The organism is Candidimonas humi (assembly GCF_019166065.1).
In the GTDB taxonomy this organism is placed as follows: Bacteria; Pseudomonadota; Gammaproteobacteria; order Burkholderiales; family Burkholderiaceae_B; genus Candidimonas; species Candidimonas humi.
Window position 1 is genome coordinate 72606 of record NZ_JAHTBN010000010.1, and the last position, 16658, is coordinate 89263.

Consider the following 16658-nt stretch of genomic DNA (forward strand, 5'->3'; position numbering starts at 1 on the left):
TCGAGCAACGCGGCGGCGCGCAGGGCGCATGCGCGCGGCGCGATCAGCCCAGCGCCAGTTCGCGCACAGGCAGCCGTTCCAGCATGCGCACCTGCTCATTGAGGCGCTGCGCGGCCTCGGCACCCAGCACCGGCACAACCAGTTCGCTGTACTTGGCGTCGAGCTCAGCATCGCTCAAGGGACATTGCGGATCCCCCTTGCGATACGGGAACAATTGCTCGTGCTCGTCGCCCGACGTGGTCTCGATGCTGACGCGCGCGCCGCGCCCGGCCGGGAATGCCGCCGTCAAGGCGGGATCGGCGTGCAGCTCGATACGGCCCATCAGTTCGCGCAGGGCCGCGTCGCCCAGGCGATCCGGCCCGAAGGCGTCCAGCCGCACCGAGCCGTGCAGCAGGCCGTGCGCCACCACGTAGGGCAGGCTGAACTTGGCCTCGAATACCGTGGACGGCGAGAAATTGCCGGTGACGTCCAGGGCCACCTGATAGGTGTCCACCCGGATCTTGCGCATGTCGCGCGGCGCCAGGCCGTGCGCGTCGCGCACCGCCAGGGCCGCGTCGATGGCGGCGAAGGTGTGGCCGCAGCAGGCATAGTTCTTCTGGGTGATGCGGGTAATGTTGTAGTCCTTGCCCAGGCCTTCCAGCGCCCGGTTCCAGTCGGCCCCATCCGACAGGGCGGCGCCGAAGCCCGCCGCGCCTTCCAGGATGTCGGGCGCCCCGGTGACCCCGGCCCGAGCGGCAAGCCCGGCCCGCACGCCCACTTCGGCAGCATGGCCCGCATGCAGCGCCTTGGTCATGGATTCCGACCTGAAAGCCTGTTGCAGGCCGGAGGCAAAAGTAGCGGAGGTGGCGATGGCGTGCCCCATCACCGCGGCATCGCCGGGCGCGCACAGCGCCGCCACGGCCGCCGCGGCCCCCAGGCAGCCTACCGTGCCGGTGGTATGGAAGTAGCGGTAATGCGAAGGCTGGACTGCCGCGCCAATGCGCGTGGAGATTTCATAGCCCGCCACGATCGCGCGCAGCAGGTCTTCGCCGCTGGAACCGAGCTGGTCGGCCACGGCCAGGGCCGCCGAAATCACCGGGCATCCCGGATGATAGACGGCGTCCTTGAAAATATCGTCGAATTCCACAGTATGCGAGGCGCTGCCGTTGATCCAGGCGGCGGTGGCGGCAAAGACCGTGGTGCCCTGCCCCGGCAGCCGGGAACGGCCGCTGCCCAGTTCTTCTACGCAAGACTGCACCAGTTGCAGCGCCGGGTTGACCCGAGTGCCCGGATACAGGGCCGACAACCAGTCCAGCACGGCCCGCTTGGCGTGATGCAAGACCTCAGGAGGCAGCGTCTCGCGGCTTTGCCAGGCGCCATAGCGCGCGATTTCTTCCAGCAGCATGGGTATCCCTCGAAGATTATTGGGCCGGTCGGCCCGCCCGGCGCGGCCGACCGGCCTGCCAGGACTCGAAGACGACATCATTCCACAGGTCCGCGGGCGCATGCTTGAATTATTGCGACATCATCCTTGAAACATAGAGCAAGCTCGTGGGTCCGGCGCACGCCGCGGCGCCCCGTACAGTTGCATACATTCCGAATTGGTCCGGCCCCATGCTCCTCTATATAATGAGCGGCCTGCCGAGGGCAGGCCCCTGTATTCACTATGGAGAATCAAGCAATGTCCGCAAGTTCGCAAGACGATCTGGGTAAACTGGTGCTGCGCCTGACCGTAGGCATATTGCTGCTGTTCCATGGCATTTCAAAGATAGTGCACGGGGTCGGCGGCATCGACGGCATGGTGGCGGCCCACGGCCTGCCGCACTTCTTCGGCTGGGCCGTATACCTCGGGGAAGTCCTCGCCCCCATCCTCATGATATTGGGCATCTATGCGCGGCTGGGCGGACTGCTCGCGGTCATCAACATGCTGGTGGCCCTGGCCCTGGTGCATTCGGCTCAGCTCTGGCACCTGGGCGGCAACGGTGGCGTGCAGCTCGAGCTGCAATATTTCTACTTGTTCTGCGGTTTGTCCGTCGCGCTGCTGGGCGCAGGGCGCTACAGCGTGGGCGGCAGCGGCGGCAAGTGGAATTGAATCCGGCGAGCTGCGGCGGCTTCGCCCGGCGCGGTTCATTGAACCCGGTTCATCCGGCCTGACCCTCAGGCCGGGCTAGAGCAAGTTCGGCGCAAATGTTTACCACCTTCTTGCAGCACCCGCCACATACAGTGCTTCGAAGACTGTAAACATCTGAACCGAAAATGCGCTAGGCCGCCTGCCGCAAGCCCCGTCCGGGCCGCCGCGCCCCGGGGCTGGGATCAGCCGAAGCGGCCGGTAATATAGTCCTCGGTTTCCTTGCGCGCAGGCTTCATGAAGATCCGGTCGGTCAGGCCGAACTCGATGAGTTCGCCCAGGTACATATAGGCCGTGTAGTCCGAGCAGCGCGCCGCCTGCTGCATATTGTGGGTGACGATGACTATCGTGTACTGGTGCTTGAGTTCCTCCACCAACTGCTCGATGCGGGTGGTGGCGATCGGATCCAGCGCCGAGGTCGGCTCGTCCAGCAGCAGCACCTCGGGCTTGAGGGCGATGCCGCGCGCTATGCACAGGCGCTGCTGCTGGCCGCCCGACAGGCCCAGCGCGCTGCGCCCCAGCTTGTCCTTGACCTCGTCCCACAAGGCCGCCCCGCGCAGCGCCTGCTCCACGCGGATCGCCATATCGGCCTTCGACAGCCGCTCGTGGTGGCGTATGCCGTAGGCGACATTTTCGAAGATCGTCATCGGAAACGGCACCGGCTTCTGAAACACCATCCCTACTTTGCTGCGCAAGCGGTTCAGGGAATAGGACGGATCCAGTATGTCCTCGCCGTCCAGCATCACCGAGCCGGTGGCGTTGAGCTTCGGGTAGATCGCGTAGATGCGGTTGAAGATGCGCAACAGCGTGGACTTGCCGCAGCCCGAGGGGCCGATGATGGCGGTAACCTGCTTTTCGGGAATGTCCATGCCTATGCCGCGCAAGGCATGATAGCCGTTGTAGTAGAAGTTCAGGTCGCGCACCGAAATCTTGGTGCGCGCCTCGGCGCGCGGCGCGCTGGCCGGGCCGGCGCCTGCCGCATGCGCGGCGACGTAGTCAATCATGATGTACCTTATTGCGCGAAAACAGCATGCGGGTCGCCAGGCTCAACAACAGCACGAACAGAGCAATCAGCAGCGCCCCGGCCCAGGCAATCGCGTGCAAAGACGGATTGGGATCGTTGGTGTATTGGTAGATGGCGACCGGCAGGCTTTCCATCTTGTCCAAGGGATGCAGGGTCATGAAATTGTTGCCGAAGGCCGTGAACAGCAGCGGCGCGGTCTCGCCCGCCAGCCGGGCCAGCGCCAGCAGCACGCCGGTGACGATGCCCGAGGCCGCGGCGCGCATCAGTACCTGCACGGTCATCTTCCACTGCGGTATGCCCAGCGACAGCGTCGCCTCGCGCAGCGTGGTCGGCACCAGTTGCAGCATTTCGTCGGTGGTGCGCACGATCACCGGCAGCCCTATCAGCGCCAGCGCCACCGCACCGGCCACGCCCGAGAACGAATACGCGCCGCCGGTCAGGTTCGACATCGGCAGCACCACTATCACGTACACGAACAGGCCCAGCACGATGGACGGAGCCGACAGCAGGATGTCGTTCAGGAACCGGATCGTCGCCCCCAGCCTGGAGCGATGCGCATACTCGGCCAGATAGGTGCCCGCGAGTATGCCTATCGGGGCGCAGATCAGCAAGGCCATCGCATCCATGATGAGGCTGCCGATGATCGCATTGGCCAGGCCGCCCTGCTCGCCGTAGGCCGTGATCTTGGTGAACAGCCGCGGGCCGATCGCCCCCAGGCCGTTCTTCAGTGTCACCCACAGGATCCAGGCCAGGAATGCCAGGCCCAGCGCAGTCGCGCAGCCGCTCAGGACCAGCGCCGCCAGATTGATGCAGCGGCGCCGCAGATAGACGCTTGCGCTCATCAGTTGCCCTCCCGTTTCGACAGTTGCCGCAACATCAGGCGCGCCGCCAGCAGCACCACGAAGGTCACGACGAACAGCAGGAAACCCAGCGCGATCAGCGCCGAGCGATGAACGCCCACCGCCTCGTTGAATTCATTGGCGATGCTCGACGAAATCGAGGTGCCCGGCATCAGCAGCGACGAGGTAATGTCGTAGGAATTGCCGAGCACGAAAGTGACCGCCATGGTTTCGCCCAAGGCCCGGCCCAGCCCCAGGAAAACTCCGCCTATCACGGCCGAGCGGGTGTACGGCAGCACAATGTCCCACACGACTTCCCAGGTGGTCGAACCCAGTGCGTAGGACGATTCCTTCAGCCGCGCCGGCACCGTCTGGAACACTTCGCGCATGACCGAACATATGAAGGGCAGGATCATGACCGCCAGCACGATGCCCGCGGTAAGCAGGCCCAGGCCCAGCGGCGGCCCCTGGAACAGGCCCCCTACCAGCGGCAGGCGCCCCAGCGTGGCGCTGAGCGCCGGCTCGATGCGCGACATGAAAGGCACGAAGACGAACAGCCCCCACATGCCGTAGATGATCGAAGGGATGCTGGCCAGCAGTTCGATGGCCGTGGCCACAGGACCGCGTAGCCAGGCCGGCGCGATCTCGGTAAGGAACAAGGCGATGCCGAAGCTCGTCGGCACCGCCAACACCAGGGCGATGAGAGATGTCACCAGTGTGCCGAACACCGGGGCCAGCGCCCCATAGTCGTCGGACACCGGATTCCAGGCACTGCTGGTCAAAAATTGCAGGCCCTGCCCGAACAGCACCTCGCGCCCGCCCCACAGCGTGGACAATGCGGCGCCCAGCAGGGCCGCCAGCACCAGCAGTGCGCAGCAACGCAACAGCCGCCGGAACAGTGCATCATGCCGCGCATCGGCGCGCGAACGGTCTTCGCCGCCGCCGGGCATGCCGGCTTGCGGGCGCCCGGCTATGGGGCTGTCGAGTATATCGGCTCTTGCAGCTTGCATGCTTTATTCGAAAGTTGTGGATGCTTGCGCGCGATGTCCCGCCGGCCCCGGGCCGGCGGGATTCGCCGTGATTACTGCTTGTACTCGGCCTTCCAGTAGGCCTCGATCTGCCCGACCAGGCTGGCCGGCAGGGGCACGTAGTCGAGCGAGCGGGCCTGGTCCTGGCCATGCTCGTAGGCCCACTTGAAGAAGTCGAAGGCAACCTTGGACTTTTCCTGGTTCTTGGGCTGCTTGTACATGATCACCCAGGACGTGGCCGTAATGGGCCAGGCATCGTCCCCGGGGGCGTTGGTCATGAGCAGGTTGAAGTTCTTGGCGTGCGCCCAGTCGGCGGTGGCCGCGGCAGCCTGGAAGCTGGAGGTCATGGGCTTGACCACCTTGCCCGCGGCGTTCTTCATCACCGCGTAGCCGATATGGTTCTGCAGGGCGTAGGCGTACTCGACGTAGCCCAGCGAATTCGGCATCTGCTTGATATAGGCCGACACGCCTTCGTTGCCCTTGCCGCCTATGCCCGACGGCCATTTAACCGCGGTGTTCTCGCCGACCTTGGACTTCCACTCGGGGCTGACCTTGGACAGGTAGTTGGTGAAGTTATAGGTCGTACCGGAACCGTCGGAACGGTGCACCACGGTGATCTTCGCGGCCGGCAGCTTCAGGTCCGGATTGAGCTTGCGGATGGCCGGGTCGTCCCAGCTGGTGATCTTGCCCAGGTAGATGTCGGCCAGCGTCGGGCCGTCCAGCACCATCTGGCCCGGTTCTACGCCCTGCACGTTGAAGGCGGGCACGATGCCGCCGATCACGTCGGGAAACTGTCCCAGGCCGAACTTGCCCAGCGTGGCCTCGTCCAGCGGCATGTCGGAAGCGCCGAAATCGACCGTGCCGGCCTTGATTTGCGCAATCCCGCCGCCCGAGCCTATGGACTGGTAGTTGACGCGATTGCCTGTTTTTTCGGCGTAGCTGGCCGACCACTTGGAAATCACCGGGTACACGAAGCTCGAACCGGCGCCGGTAATGTCGGTGGCATGCGCCATGGCGGAGCAACCCAGGGCGACGGCGGCCAGGACTTGCGTGAATACGTATTTGGACATCGAGGATCCTTTGATCTGGTGGACTGTCTGGCGGGCTCCAGGCCTCGCACAGACGCCATCCTAGACGTCCCATATGACATGCTTGTGACAAGCGCACAATCCGCGGCCGCATGGCGCGAAATCAGGATCCGAGCGCGCCCATCAGGTATTTGTGCAGGTTGAAAGCCGCGCCGCGGCTGCGCACGCGCACGTAGCTGCCGTCGGGTTCTGCGCGCCAGGCGAGCTGGTTGTCGCGCAGCGGATAGCGGAAGGCCTCGTTGATGACGCGCTTCTTGAGATCGGGGTCGAGTACCGGGAAGCCTACTTCGACGCGGCGGAAGAAATTGCGGTCCATCCAGTCGGCCGAGGCGAGATACACCTGCTCGCGGCCGTCGGCATAGAAGTAGAACGCGCGGGAATGCTCGAGGAACCGCCCGATGATAGAACGCACGCGGATGTTTTCCGACAGCCCCGGCACGCCGGCACGCAGCGCGCAGGCGCCACGCACGATCAGGTCGATGCCGACGCCCGCCTGGCTGGCCTTGTAGAGCTCGCCGATGACCACGGGTTCGAGCAGCGAGTTCATCTTGGCCATGATGCGCGCCTTCTTGCCCGCCTTGGCATTGATCGCCTCGGCGCGGATCAGGGCGACGATGGTTTCATGCAGGGTAAAGGGCGATTGCAGCAGGGTCTTCAGCGGCCTGCGCGCGCCCAGGCCCGTCAGCAGCGAAAAGACCTTGTCCATGTCCTCGCAGATCTTGGGGTTGGCGGTCAGCAGGCCGAAATCGGTATACAGCGTGCTGGTGCGCAAATGATAGTTGCCGGTACCCAGGTGCCCGTAGCGCCGGATGCGCCCCTGCTCGCGCCGCAGCACCAGCGCCATCTTGGCGTGCGTCTTGTGCGCCACCACGCCGTAACTGACATGGGCGCCCACCGCCTCGAGCTTGGCCGCCCAATTGATATTGGTCTGCTCGTCGAAGCGCGCCATGAGCTCCACCACCACCGTGACCTCCTTGCCGGCCTTGGCCGCGTTCAGCAGCAGGTGCATGAGCTCGGAGTCTTCGCCGGTGCGGTAGATCGTCTGCTTGATGGCGACGACATCGGGGTCGTGCGCGGCCGCGGTCAGGAAGCTGAGCACGGGCTGGAACGATTGATACGGATGATGCAGCAGGCGGTCGCGCTGCGCGATGATGGCGAACAGCGCGGTCGGGTCGGGCGGCAAACCCAGGCTGTCGAAAGGCGCCGGCACCTTGGGCCGGTATTCCGGGAACAGCAGGTCGGGCCGCTTCACGGCGCTGCACAGTTGCACCAGCCGCGACAGGTTCACCGGCCCGGTGACCCGATAGGTGTCGCGCGCCTCGAGCGAGAACTCGTGCTGCAGGAAATTTTCGAGATCCTCGGGCATCAGGTGATCGATCTCGAGACGCACCGCGGCGCCGAAGTTGCGCTGCGACAGCTCGCCCTGCAAGGCCTGCCGCAGGTTGGTGATTTCTTCTTCGTCGACGAACAGGTCGCTGTTGCGCGTGACCCGCCACTGATGGCAGCCCCGGATCTCCAGGCCCGGAAACAGTTCGCCGACAAAGGCGCCGATGAGAGCCGTCAGCAGCACATAACCGTCGGGGATGCCGGCGACCTCGGGCGGCACGCGGATCAGGCGCGGCAGCGCCCGCGGCGCCTGCACCACGGCGATCGAGGCGCGGCGCCCGAACGCGTCCTGCCCCGACAGCGAGACGATGAAATTCAGGCTTTTGTTGTAGACGCGCGGAAACGGATGCGCCGGGTCCAGGCCTATGGGCGTGAGCATGGGCATCACGTCCTGCTCGAAGGTCCGGTGCGCCCAGTCGCGCAAGGCATCGGTCCAGCCGGAGGGTTCGAGCAGCCCTATGCCCTGCGCCATCAGGCACGGCAGGATCTGTCCCATCAGCAATTGGTTCTGGCGCGCTACCAGTTCGTGCGCGGCGCGCTGCACCTGTTCGAAGGCCTCGTTGGGCGTGTAGCCGTCGCCCCCGACCAGCGTCGAATTCTGGCGCTGCTGCTCTTTCAGGCTGGAAATGCGAATCTCGAAGAACTCGTCCAGGTTGGAACTGACTATGCACACATAGCGCAGGCGCTCGAGCAGCGGTGTCGTGGCGCTTTCGGCCTGGGCGAGCACCCTTTCGTTGAATTTCAGCAGGGACAGCTCGCGGTTGAGCAGGGTCGGTTCAGATACTTCCGGAGGCATGCGGCTTATTCCTTGGCGTATTGCGCCATCTTCGAAATTTTCCCTTCTACGCCGTATTTTCTTCAATATTGTGACAGTCTAAGAGATTACGGGGTTTCTGCCCACTTTCCGCACACTATCGGCGCAAAAGCCGCTATTTCCCGTGCCGGCGAGTCCACACCGTCGGCGTGGCGGCCATGGGTCCTTATAATTGCGGCATCTTCGCCACCGGACCCCGCCAGCATGGATCAATTACTCGCCGCGGTCGACCTCGGCTCGAACAGCTTCCGCCTGTCCATAGGCCGGGTCGTGCAACACGACGGCGGCGCGCAGATCTATGCCATCGACCGCCTCAAGGAGTCGGTGCGCCTTGCCGCCGGCCTGGGGCCGGACAAGATGCTCAGCGAAGAAGCCATGGACCGCGCCATCACCGTGCTCAAGCGCTTCGGCGAGCGTATTGCGGGCTTCCACCCCAACCGCGTGCGCGCGGTGGCCACCAATACCTTCCGCGTGGCGCGCAACGCAGCGCAGTTGCTGCCGCGCGCCGAGGCGGCCCTGGGCTTTCCCATCGAAGTCATCTCGGGACAGGAAGAAGCGCGCCTGATTTTTTCCGGCGTCGCCAACGAGCTGCCGCCCTCGCCCAACAAGAGGCTGGTGATCGATATAGGCGGCGGCTCCACCGAAGTGATCATCGGCCGCGGCTACGAGCCCTTACGCATGGCCTCGCTGTACATGGGCTGTGTCAGCTATGGCCAGGCCTTTTTCCCGGACGGGCGCATTACCGCCGCGCGCATGGAACAGGCCCAACTGGCCGCAAGACGCGAATTCGAGACGATCTCCTGGCCTTATCGCAAGACCGGCTGGCAGGAGGCGTACGGCTCTTCGGGCACGGCCAAGGGCCTGTATGCCGTGCTTACCGAGGGCGGCATGTCGAGCAAAGGCATCACGCAGCAAGGGCTGGAAAAGCTGCGCGCCAAGCTGATACGCGACGGCCGCGTGATCATAGACGAGCTGCCGGGGCTCAAGCCGGACCGCGCGCCGGTGCTGGCCCCGGGCCTGGCCATCATGCTGGCCGCGTTCGACGAACTGCACATCAAGCTGATGCGGCCCGGCGATGGCGCGCTGCGCGTGGGCGTGCTGTACGACCTGCTGGGCCGGGATTCCGACCACGACAAGCGCGAACAGACCGTCCATCAATTCATCAAGCGCTACCACATCGACATGCTGCAGGCCGACCGCGTACGCAAGCTGGCCCTACATTTCTTCGAGCAGCTCGACCTGCCCGAGGAAGAACGCCCCGACCTGGCGCGCGCCCTGAACTGGGCCGCCGACCTGCACGAGACGGGGCTGTCGATCGCCCATGCCGACTATCACAAGCACAGCGCCTACATACTCGGGCATGCCGACATGCCGGGCTTTTCGAATGACGGGCAGGCTTTGCTGGCGTGGCTCGCGCTGGGCCACCAGGGCAAGCTGAACAAGCTGCGCGCGCACGAGTCCACGCATGCGCAATGGCTGACTCTTCTATGCCTGCGCCTGGCGGTGCTGCTGTCGCGGCGGCGCGAAGACCTGGAAAAGCCGCCGCTGGCCATCGCGGCCGATGCGCGGACCATACGCATACGGGTAAACGGCTCCTGGCTGGCCGAACACCCGCTCTCGGCCTACACGCTGCGCGGCGAAGTGGCGCAATGGAACAAGGCCGGATTCGAGATGGAACTGCAGGAAGCCTGAAGACGCAAGAAGCTTGAAGGCTTGAAGGCAGCATACGCGCTTGCAGGCGCGTGGCGCCGCGCCGCGGCTGCCCCTGATGGCGGCCCGATCGCCTCGCGCGAGCAGGACCGCGCAGCCGGGCTCAGGCCGCCACGGCCTGCCGGACGTCGAGGCCGAAATGGCGACGATAGCGCGCGTCCATGCGGCCCATATCGAGCAGCACGGGGAAGTCGGCGGTATTGAAGTCAGGGTCCCAGGCCGGCTCGCCGCATATGGAAGCCCCGAGCTTCAGGTAGCCCTTGATGAGCGGCGGGATGCGCGCGGGCAGCACGCTGTCCAGGCGTTCGACCGGATAGCGGCAATGCGGCGCCACCAGCCGCAGCGCCGGATCGTCCTGCAAGATCTTGTTGGCGGCGCGCCAGACTTCCGCGGCCGTCACGCCGTCGTCGCGCAGGCTGACGCTGGCGCAACCCAACACATAACGAGCCCCCACATCGCGCATCAGCCTGGTGATGCCCGACCACAGCAGCATGATGACGGCGCCATTGCGATAATCGGCGTGGATGCAGGAACGGCCGACCTCGGCCAGCGTGCCGCGCATGCGCGCCAGGCCGCCGATGTCGAATTCGGACTCGGAATAATAGCCGCCGGCCTTGCGGGCGTTGGCCGGAGTCAGCATTCGGTAGGTGCCCACCACCCTGCCGGTGGAGAGTTCCTTGACCATGAGATGTTCGCACCAGGCATCGTAGCGGTCGCAATCCAGCCCGTCGACGGAATCCGGAAAGACCGCGGCCATTTCTTCGGTGAAGATGTTGTAGCGCAGCCTCTGGATCGCCTCGAGTTCTCGAGCGGTGCGGGCCAGGCCCATGGCAAGCCCCCCCGGGCCGGGCGCGGACCACGCCGCGCCGGTGTCGGCTTTCTGCGGTATACGTGCAAGTTCAAGCATAGGAATCACTCCGACAACATTGCACCATTTTGTTCGTCAGATATTACAAGCCATCGTTGAACACCTTACCCTTTCGCCAAATCCACCGCAACCAGCCGCCGCACGCCCCGTTCGGCCAGGTCCGCGTCTTCGGCTTCCACCATGAGCCGCAGCTTGGGCTCGGTGCCCGAGGCACGGATCAGCACACGGCCGCGGCCGGCCAGTTGCTCTTCGACCGCCTCGCGCGCCTGCGCCAGCCCGGGGTGGCGTTCCCACTGCAGGCCCGGCGCCAATGGCACGTTCACCATTTTCTGCGGATACATCTTCAGTTCGGCCACCTGCTCGGCCAGCGTGCGGCCACTGCGCCGCAGCGCCGTCAGCACCTGCAGGGCGGCGATAATGCCGTCGCCCGTCGTGTGGCAATCCAGGCATATCAGGTGCCCCGAGCTTTCCCCGCCATATAGCCAGCCGCGCTCCAGCATGGCCTCCAGCACGTAGCGGTCGCCCACCTTGGCGCGCTCGAAGCCTATGCCCAGGTCGTTCATGCGCTTCTCGAAGCCGAAGTTGGTCATCAGCGTGCCGACCACGCCAGCGACCGGATCGCCGCCGTCCATGCGGCCGCGCACGATGGCATACAGCAGTTCATCGCCATTGTAGAGCCGCCCCGCGCCGTCGATCATCTGCAGGCGGTCGGCGTCGCCGTCCAGGGCGATGCCTATGTCGGCGCCGCGGGCCTGCACCTCGGCGACCAGCGCCTCGGGATGCAAGGCCCCCACGCCCTCGTTGATGTTGAAGCCGTCGGGCCGGCAGCCTATGGCATAGACATCGGCACCCAGTTCGCGGAACACGTGCGGCGCCACGTTGTAGGCGGCGCCGTGCGCCGCGTCCACGACGATCTTCATGCCCGACAGGTCGAGCTCGTTGGGAAAAGTGCTCTTGCAGAATTCGATGTAGCGGCCCGCGGCGTCGTCCACGCGCCGGGCCCGGCCCAGCGCCTCGGAGCCGACGCAGCCCAGGGGCTCGTCGATGGCCGCCTCGATCTGCTCTTCGATCTCGTCGGGCAGCTTCATGCCCTGCGCCGAGAAGAACTTGATGCCGTTGTCCTGGTAGGGATTGTGCGAGGCGCTGATGACGATGCCGGCCACCAGGCGCAGCGCGCGCGTCAGGTAGGCGACCGCGGGGGTAGGTATGGGCCCCGCCAGCAGCACGTCTATGCCGGCCGCCGACAGGCCCGCTTCCAGGGCCGATTCCAGCATATAGCCGGAAATGCGCGTGTCCTTGCCTATGAGGACCGTGGGCCGGCCGCGCCCCGGCGGGCTCAGCCTGGACAGCACGCGCCCTGCGGCATAGCCCAGGCGCAAAGCGAATTCGGCGTTGATGGTCGCGCCGCCGACTTCGCCGCGCACGCCGTCGGTGCCGAAATATTTACGCTGGCTCATGATGAAACTCCCAGATCTATAGCTTTCCAGATTTTGACGGCATCGACCGTGGCCGCCACGTCGTGCACCCGCAGAATTTCGGCGCCGCGGGCCACGCCGGCCAGCGCTGCCGCGATGCTGCCGGCCAGCCGCTCGGCGGGCTCGCGGCCGATCACGTGGCCCAGCATGGATTTGCGGGATAGGCCCAGCAACAGGGGATATGGCTCGATGCGCAGATCGGCCAGCCGGTTCAGCAGCAGGTAGTTCTGGGCCGCGGTCTTGCCGAAGCCGAAGCCCGGATCGAGCACGATGCGGCCGGGCTCTACGCCTGCGGCAAGCAGAGCGTCCAGGCGTTCTTGCAGAAAGCCGCGGACCTCGGCCACCACGTCGGCGTATTGCGGAGCCTGCTGCATGGTGCGCGGCTCGCCCTGCATGTGCATGGCGCACAGGCCGCAACGCGACCCGGCCACGGCCTGCAGGGCGCCGGGCTGGCGGAAACCGTAAATGTCATTGATCATGTCGGCGCCGGCATCCAGCACCTGCCGCATGACTTCGGGCTTGAAGGTATCCACGGACAGCGGCACGCCCACGTCGCGCAAGGCCTCCAGCACGGGCAGCAGGCGTTGCAGCTCGTGCTCGGCGGACACCGGCTGCGCGCCGGGCCGGGTGGACTCGGCGCCCAGGTCGAGCAGGTCTGCGCCCTCGGCGGCCAGCGCGCGCGCATGGGCGATCGCGGCGTCCGTCTCCAGGTAGAGCGAACCGTCGGAAAAGGAATCGGGGGTCAGGTTGACGATCCCCATGACCAGAGGGCGCTCGAGCCGCAGCTCGAAGCGCCCGCACAGCAAGCGGTTCCCCAAGGATATGTCCTTATACGGGATTGGCCGCCGTGCTGCTGTTGCCGCCCGCCGAAGACACGCCGGTGGGGGGAGTGGCGCTGTCGGACGCGTCGGACGAGGACTGCGGGACCTTGGGCGGGCGCGGAGGCCGGCCGTCCATGATGTCCTGGATCTGGTCGGCATCGATGGTTTCCCACTCGAGCAAGGCGGCAGCCATGGCTTCCATCTTGTCGCGGTTGTCTTCGATGATCTTGCGCGCCACGGCGTACTGTCCGTCGATGATGCTGCGGATTTCGTGGTCGACCTTCTGCATGGTCGCCTCGGACACATGCGTGGTCTTGGTGACGCTGCGGCCCAGGAAGACCTCGTTCTCGTTCTCGGCATACACCATGGGGCCGAGCGAGTCGGTCATGCCGTAGCGGGTGACGATGTCGCGCGCGATGGCCGTGGCGCGCTCGAAGTCGTTCGAAGCGCCGGTGGTCATCTGGTGCATGAAGACCTCTTCGGCGATGCGCCCGCCGAACAGCACGGCAATGGTGTTGAGCAGGCGCTCTTTGTCCATGCTGTAGCGGTCGCTCTCGGGCAATTGCATCGTCACGCCCAGCGCGCGGCCGCGCGGGATGATGGTGACCTTGTGCACTGGGTCGGTCTTGGGCAGCATGCGCGCCACCAGCGCGTGGCCGGACTCGTGGTAGGCGGTGTTCTTGCGCTCTTCTTCGGGCATGACGATGGAACGGCGTTCCGCGCCCATGATGATCTTGTCCTTGGCCTTTTCGAAGTCGCTCATGTCGACGGTGCGGCCGTTACGCCGCGCCGCGAACAAGGCGGCCTCGTTGACCAGGTTGGCCAGGTCGGCGCCCGAAAAGCCGGGCGTGCCGCGCGCCAGCACCATGGCGTCGACATTGGTCGCCAGCGGCACCTTGCGCATGTGCACCTTGAGAATCTGCTCGCGGCCGCGTATGTCGGGCAGGCTCACCACCACCTGGCGGTCGAAACGGCCCGGGCGCAGCAGCGCCGGGTCGAGCACGTCGGGGCGGTTGGTGGCGGCGATGACGATGACGCCCTGGCCGGATTCGAAGCCGTCCATTTCCACCAGCATCTGGTTCAGGGTCTGCTCGCGTTCGTCGTTGCCGCCGCCCAGGCCTGCACCGCGCTGGCGGCCGACCGCATCGATTTCATCGATGAAGATGATGCAAGGGGACTGCTTCTTGGCATTCTCGAACATGTCGCGCACGCGCGCCGCGCCCACGCCGACGAACATTTCGACGAAATCGGAGCCCGAGATGCTGAAGAACGGCACCTTGGCCTCGCCGGCGATGGCCTTGGCCAGCAGCGTCTTGCCGGTGCCGGGCGAACCCACCATCAGCACGCCGCGCGGAATACGGCCGCCCAGGCGCTGGAACTTGGTGGGGTCGCGCAGGAAATCGACGAGCTCCTGCACGTCTTCCTTGGCTTCGTCGCAGCCGGCGACGTCGGCGAAGGTGATGTGGTTGGTGTTCTCGTCGAGCATGCGGGCGCGCGATTTGCCGAAGCTGAACGCCCCGCCCTTGCCGCCGCCCTGCATCTGGCGCATGAAGAAGATCCACACGCCGATCAGCAACAGCATCGGGAACCAGGAAATGAACAGGCTGGTCAGGAAGGAAGGCTCTTCGCGCGCCTTGCCCGAGACCTGCACGCCGTACTTGACCAGTTCCGGCACCATCCAGAGGTCGCCCGGAGAGGTGAGGCTGTAGGGCCTGCCGGCGTCGGGGGTGACATATATGGTGTCGCCCTGGATGTCGACCTTGTTGATGCGGCCATCCTTGGCGTCGCTCATGAACTGGGTGTACGTGACGGTATCCGTCGTGGTGGGGTGGCCGTCGAACTGCTTGAAGACCGTAAACAGCACCAGGGCGATCACCATCCAGATCGCGACCTTGGAAAATGAGTTGTTCAAAGCCAACCTCCTACATAAACTGCGACCCACCGGGCGCCTTGCGCCCATGTGGCAGTGCGGCATGCGCCATACCGGACGACGGCGGCAGGAACGGCGCCTCGGCGCCGCGCCAGAAATATTCTTGCAACGCCAGGACCGATCGGGCGCAATCCGCCCTGGTGCCACGCCGCGTACAACGGACGCTTTTGCCCATGATCAATGACCCATTCTAACCCGATAGACTAAATCTTGTTCGCCGCATGGAGCTTGAGCCGCCGCCCCACCAGAAAGGTTTCCGCCGACTTGTCGCGCGATGCCTTGGGCTTGCGCTCGACCACTCGCTGGAAATGCTGCTTGAAGGTTTCTACCACCTGGGAAAAGCCGCTGCCATGAAACGCTTTCACCACCAGCGCCCCCTGCGGACCGAGATGCTGGCAGGCAAATTCCAGCGCCAATTCGCAGACGTGCTGGATGCGTGCCGCATCGGCCGAACCCACACCGGATAAGTTGGGGGCCATGTCGGAAATCACAAGGTCGACCTGCTGGCCGCCCAGGCGGTCATGCAGTTCGCCCAGCACTTCGTCCTCGCGGAAGTCGCCCTGGATGAACTCGACCCCGGCGATGGGCTCCATGGGCAGCAGATCCAGCGCGATGATGCGCCCGTCCAGTTGCCCGCCCGGGCCCACCAGGCGCTCGCGGGCCACCTGCGACCAGCTGCCCGGGGCGGCCCCGAGGTCGACGACGACATCGCCGCGGCGCATGAGCTTTTCCGTATCGAGGATCTCGATCAGCTTGAAGGCCGCGCGCGCCCGATAGCCCTTCTGTTGCGCCATTTTGACGTAAGGGTCGTTGATATGCTGCTGGATCCACTCTTTCGAGAATTTTTTCTTGGCCATTCCCGTACAATCTCTATATATGGCAAAACTCGACATTACATCCCGGGAACGCAGCGCCTTGCGTGCGGCTGCCCACCCTCTGCGTCCGGTAGTCCTGATCGGCGACCGCGGCCTGTCGGACTCGGTCCTGAAAGAAATCGACCGCAACCTGACAGCGCACCAGCTTATCAAGATACGGGCCGGCGGCGAAGACCGCGACGCGCGCGACGCCATGCTCGAGGCGATCTGCGACGCGCTGTCCTGCGCACCGGTGCATCACCTGGGCAAGACCCTGATCGTCTACCGGCCCGAACCCGGGGCGCAAGCCGTACCCGCCAAGGCCGCTGCGCCCGAACCGGCCACGCGCGCCCAGCGCAAGCCTACGCAGCCCCACACGCCCAAGAAACAGGCCGCCGCCGGGCAAACACGCACGCGCAGCGCCGAAAAAGCCGAGCGCGCCGCCCGCAAGGCCAGCCGCGCCGACACCACAGCCGCGCCGCCCAAGGCACGCCGTGCCGCCGCGCAAACGCCGTCCCACGGCATTCCTCGTCGCCCCGGCAGCGCCCTGTCGCTGCGAGCCGGCGCCCGCCGCAACCTGAGCCGCAGCGGCCCCAAGCGCTGATACGCCCTGTCCGCCGCCCGGCGGGCATTGATTCGTTTTACTGGAAAGCGGCAATTTCAGGCATCCATACGACCAGGGCCGGCGCTATCCGCACCGGCCCTTTTTCTTTA

The 16658-nt window shown here is 65.4% G+C and carries 14 protein-coding genes; 3 read left to right on the plus strand and 11 right to left on the minus strand.

What is annotated here, in order from left to right:
• Positions 1-43 precede the first annotated feature (43 nt).
• On the minus strand, positions 44-1384 hold the full coding sequence (locus KVP10_RS18055) for an MmgE/PrpD family protein (RefSeq protein ID WP_217966172.1): 1341 nt from the start codon (positions 1382-1384) through the stop codon (positions 44-46).
• A gap of 276 nt (positions 1385-1660) precedes the next feature.
• Here KVP10_RS18055 and KVP10_RS18060 point away from each other — a divergent pair, with 276 nt between their 5' ends.
• Complete coding sequence (locus tag KVP10_RS18060; protein WP_217966128.1) at positions 1661-2071, plus strand: DoxX family protein; 411 nt, start codon at positions 1661-1663, stop codon at positions 2069-2071.
• A 221-nt stretch (positions 2072-2292) separates the two neighbouring features.
• Here the strand turns inward: KVP10_RS18060 and pstB are convergent, their stop codons facing one another.
• The 5 genes from pstB to ppk1 form a co-directional block, all read right to left on the minus strand.
• Positions 2293-3111, minus strand: coding sequence for a phosphate ABC transporter ATP-binding protein PstB (gene pstB / locus KVP10_RS18065; RefSeq protein WP_217966129.1), 819 nt, complete (start codon positions 3109-3111; stop codon positions 2293-2295).
• Positions 3104-3973 carry a phosphate ABC transporter permease PstA gene (gene pstA, locus KVP10_RS18070; RefSeq protein ID WP_217966130.1) on the minus strand — a complete coding sequence of 290 codons (870 nt, stop codon included), beginning with the start codon at positions 3971-3973 and terminating at the stop codon, positions 3104-3106. Before pstA ends, pstB begins: the two co-directional genes overlap by 8 nt.
• Entirely contained in the window at positions 3973-4980 is a 1008-nt protein-coding gene (pstC, locus tag KVP10_RS18075; RefSeq protein WP_246600818.1) for a phosphate ABC transporter permease subunit PstC, read from the minus strand. Before pstC ends, pstA begins: the two co-directional genes overlap by 1 nt.
• A 71-nt stretch (positions 4981-5051) precedes the next feature.
• A complete protein-coding gene (gene pstS / locus KVP10_RS18080) occupies positions 5052-6068 on the minus strand; it encodes a phosphate ABC transporter substrate-binding protein PstS (protein WP_217966131.1) in 1017 nt (338 codons plus the stop codon).
• Between the two features lie 121 nt (positions 6069-6189).
• Positions 6190-8268, minus strand: coding sequence for a polyphosphate kinase 1 (gene ppk1 / locus KVP10_RS18085; protein WP_217966132.1), 2079 nt, complete (start codon positions 8266-8268; stop codon positions 6190-6192).
• Positions 8269-8490: 222 nt separating this feature from the next.
• Between ppk1 and ppx the strand changes: the two genes are divergently transcribed.
• Positions 8491-9978: an exopolyphosphatase gene (gene ppx / locus KVP10_RS18090; RefSeq protein WP_217966133.1), complete on the plus strand. Its 1488-nt coding sequence runs from the start codon at positions 8491-8493 to the stop codon at positions 9976-9978.
• Positions 9979-10099: 121 nt separating this feature from the next.
• Here ppx and KVP10_RS18095 read toward each other — a convergent pair whose 3' ends face one another.
• The 5 genes from KVP10_RS18095 to KVP10_RS18115 all read right to left on the minus strand — a co-directional run bounded on the left by KVP10_RS18095 (position 10100) and on the right by KVP10_RS18115 (position 15947).
• Positions 10100-10903, minus strand: a complete 804-nt coding sequence (locus KVP10_RS18095; protein ID WP_217966134.1) for a GNAT family N-acetyltransferase — start codon at positions 10901-10903, stop codon at positions 10100-10102.
• Positions 10904-10968: 65 nt separating this feature from the next.
• Positions 10969-12321 carry a phosphoglucosamine mutase gene (glmM, locus tag KVP10_RS18100; protein ID WP_217966135.1) on the minus strand — a complete coding sequence of 451 codons (1353 nt, stop codon included), beginning with the start codon at positions 12319-12321 and terminating at the stop codon, positions 10969-10971.
• The gene (gene folP, locus KVP10_RS18105; protein ID WP_376810973.1) at positions 12318-13157 is read right to left on the minus strand and encodes a dihydropteroate synthase; all 840 of its coding nucleotides are present in this window, start codon (positions 13155-13157) and stop codon (positions 12318-12320) included. Before folP ends, glmM begins: the two co-directional genes overlap by 4 nt.
• A gap of 10 nt (positions 13158-13167) precedes the next feature.
• Positions 13168-15072, minus strand: a complete 1905-nt coding sequence (gene ftsH / locus KVP10_RS18110) for an ATP-dependent zinc metalloprotease FtsH (protein ID WP_217966136.1) — start codon at positions 15070-15072, stop codon at positions 13168-13170.
• 221 nt (positions 15073-15293) lie between these two features.
• Entirely contained in the window at positions 15294-15947 is a 654-nt protein-coding gene (locus KVP10_RS18115) for an RlmE family RNA methyltransferase (RefSeq protein ID WP_217966137.1), read from the minus strand.
• A gap of 19 nt (positions 15948-15966) precedes the next feature.
• On the opposite strand from KVP10_RS18115, the gene KVP10_RS18120 reads away from it, so the two are divergent.
• A complete protein-coding gene (locus KVP10_RS18120) occupies positions 15967-16548 on the plus strand; it encodes a YhbY family RNA-binding protein (protein ID WP_217966138.1) in 582 nt (193 codons plus the stop codon).
• Positions 16549-16658: the final 110 nt, after the last annotated feature.

What these genes read in the sequence shown, in the direction of transcription:
- ppx (WP_217966133.1), top strand. Translation starts at nt 8,491, where the DNA reads ATGGATCAATTACTCGCCGCGGTCGACCTCGGCTCGAACAGCTTCCGC.
- pstC (WP_246600818.1), bottom strand. Translation starts at nt 4,980, where the DNA reads ATGCAAGCTGCAAGAGCCGATATACTCGACAGCCCCATAGCCGGGCGC.
- pstA (WP_217966130.1), bottom strand. Translation starts at nt 3,973, where the DNA reads ATGAGCGCAAGCGTCTATCTGCGGCGCCGCTGCATCAATCTGGCGGCG.
- KVP10_RS18060 (WP_217966128.1), top strand. Translation starts at nt 1,661, where the DNA reads ATGTCCGCAAGTTCGCAAGACGATCTGGGTAAACTGGTGCTGCGCCTG.
- KVP10_RS18055 (WP_217966172.1), bottom strand. Translation starts at nt 1,384, where the DNA reads ATGCTGCTGGAAGAAATCGCGCGCTATGGCGCCTGGCAAAGCCGCGAG.
- pstB (WP_217966129.1), bottom strand. Translation starts at nt 3,111, where the DNA reads ATGATTGACTACGTCGCCGCGCATGCGGCAGGCGCCGGCCCGGCCAGC.
- KVP10_RS18115 (WP_217966137.1), bottom strand. Translation starts at nt 15,947, where the DNA reads ATGGCCAAGAAAAAATTCTCGAAAGAGTGGATCCAGCAGCATATCAAC.
- ppk1 (WP_217966132.1), bottom strand. Translation starts at nt 8,268, where the DNA reads ATGCCTCCGGAAGTATCTGAACCGACCCTGCTCAACCGCGAGCTGTCC.
- KVP10_RS18120 (WP_217966138.1), top strand. Translation starts at nt 15,967, where the DNA reads ATGGCAAAACTCGACATTACATCCCGGGAACGCAGCGCCTTGCGTGCG.
- glmM (WP_217966135.1), bottom strand. Translation starts at nt 12,321, where the DNA reads ATGAGCCAGCGTAAATATTTCGGCACCGACGGCGTGCGCGGCGAAGTC.
- pstS (WP_217966131.1), bottom strand. Translation starts at nt 6,068, where the DNA reads ATGTCCAAATACGTATTCACGCAAGTCCTGGCCGCCGTCGCCCTGGGT.
- KVP10_RS18095 (WP_217966134.1), bottom strand. Translation starts at nt 10,903, where the DNA reads ATGCTTGAACTTGCACGTATACCGCAGAAAGCCGACACCGGCGCGGCG.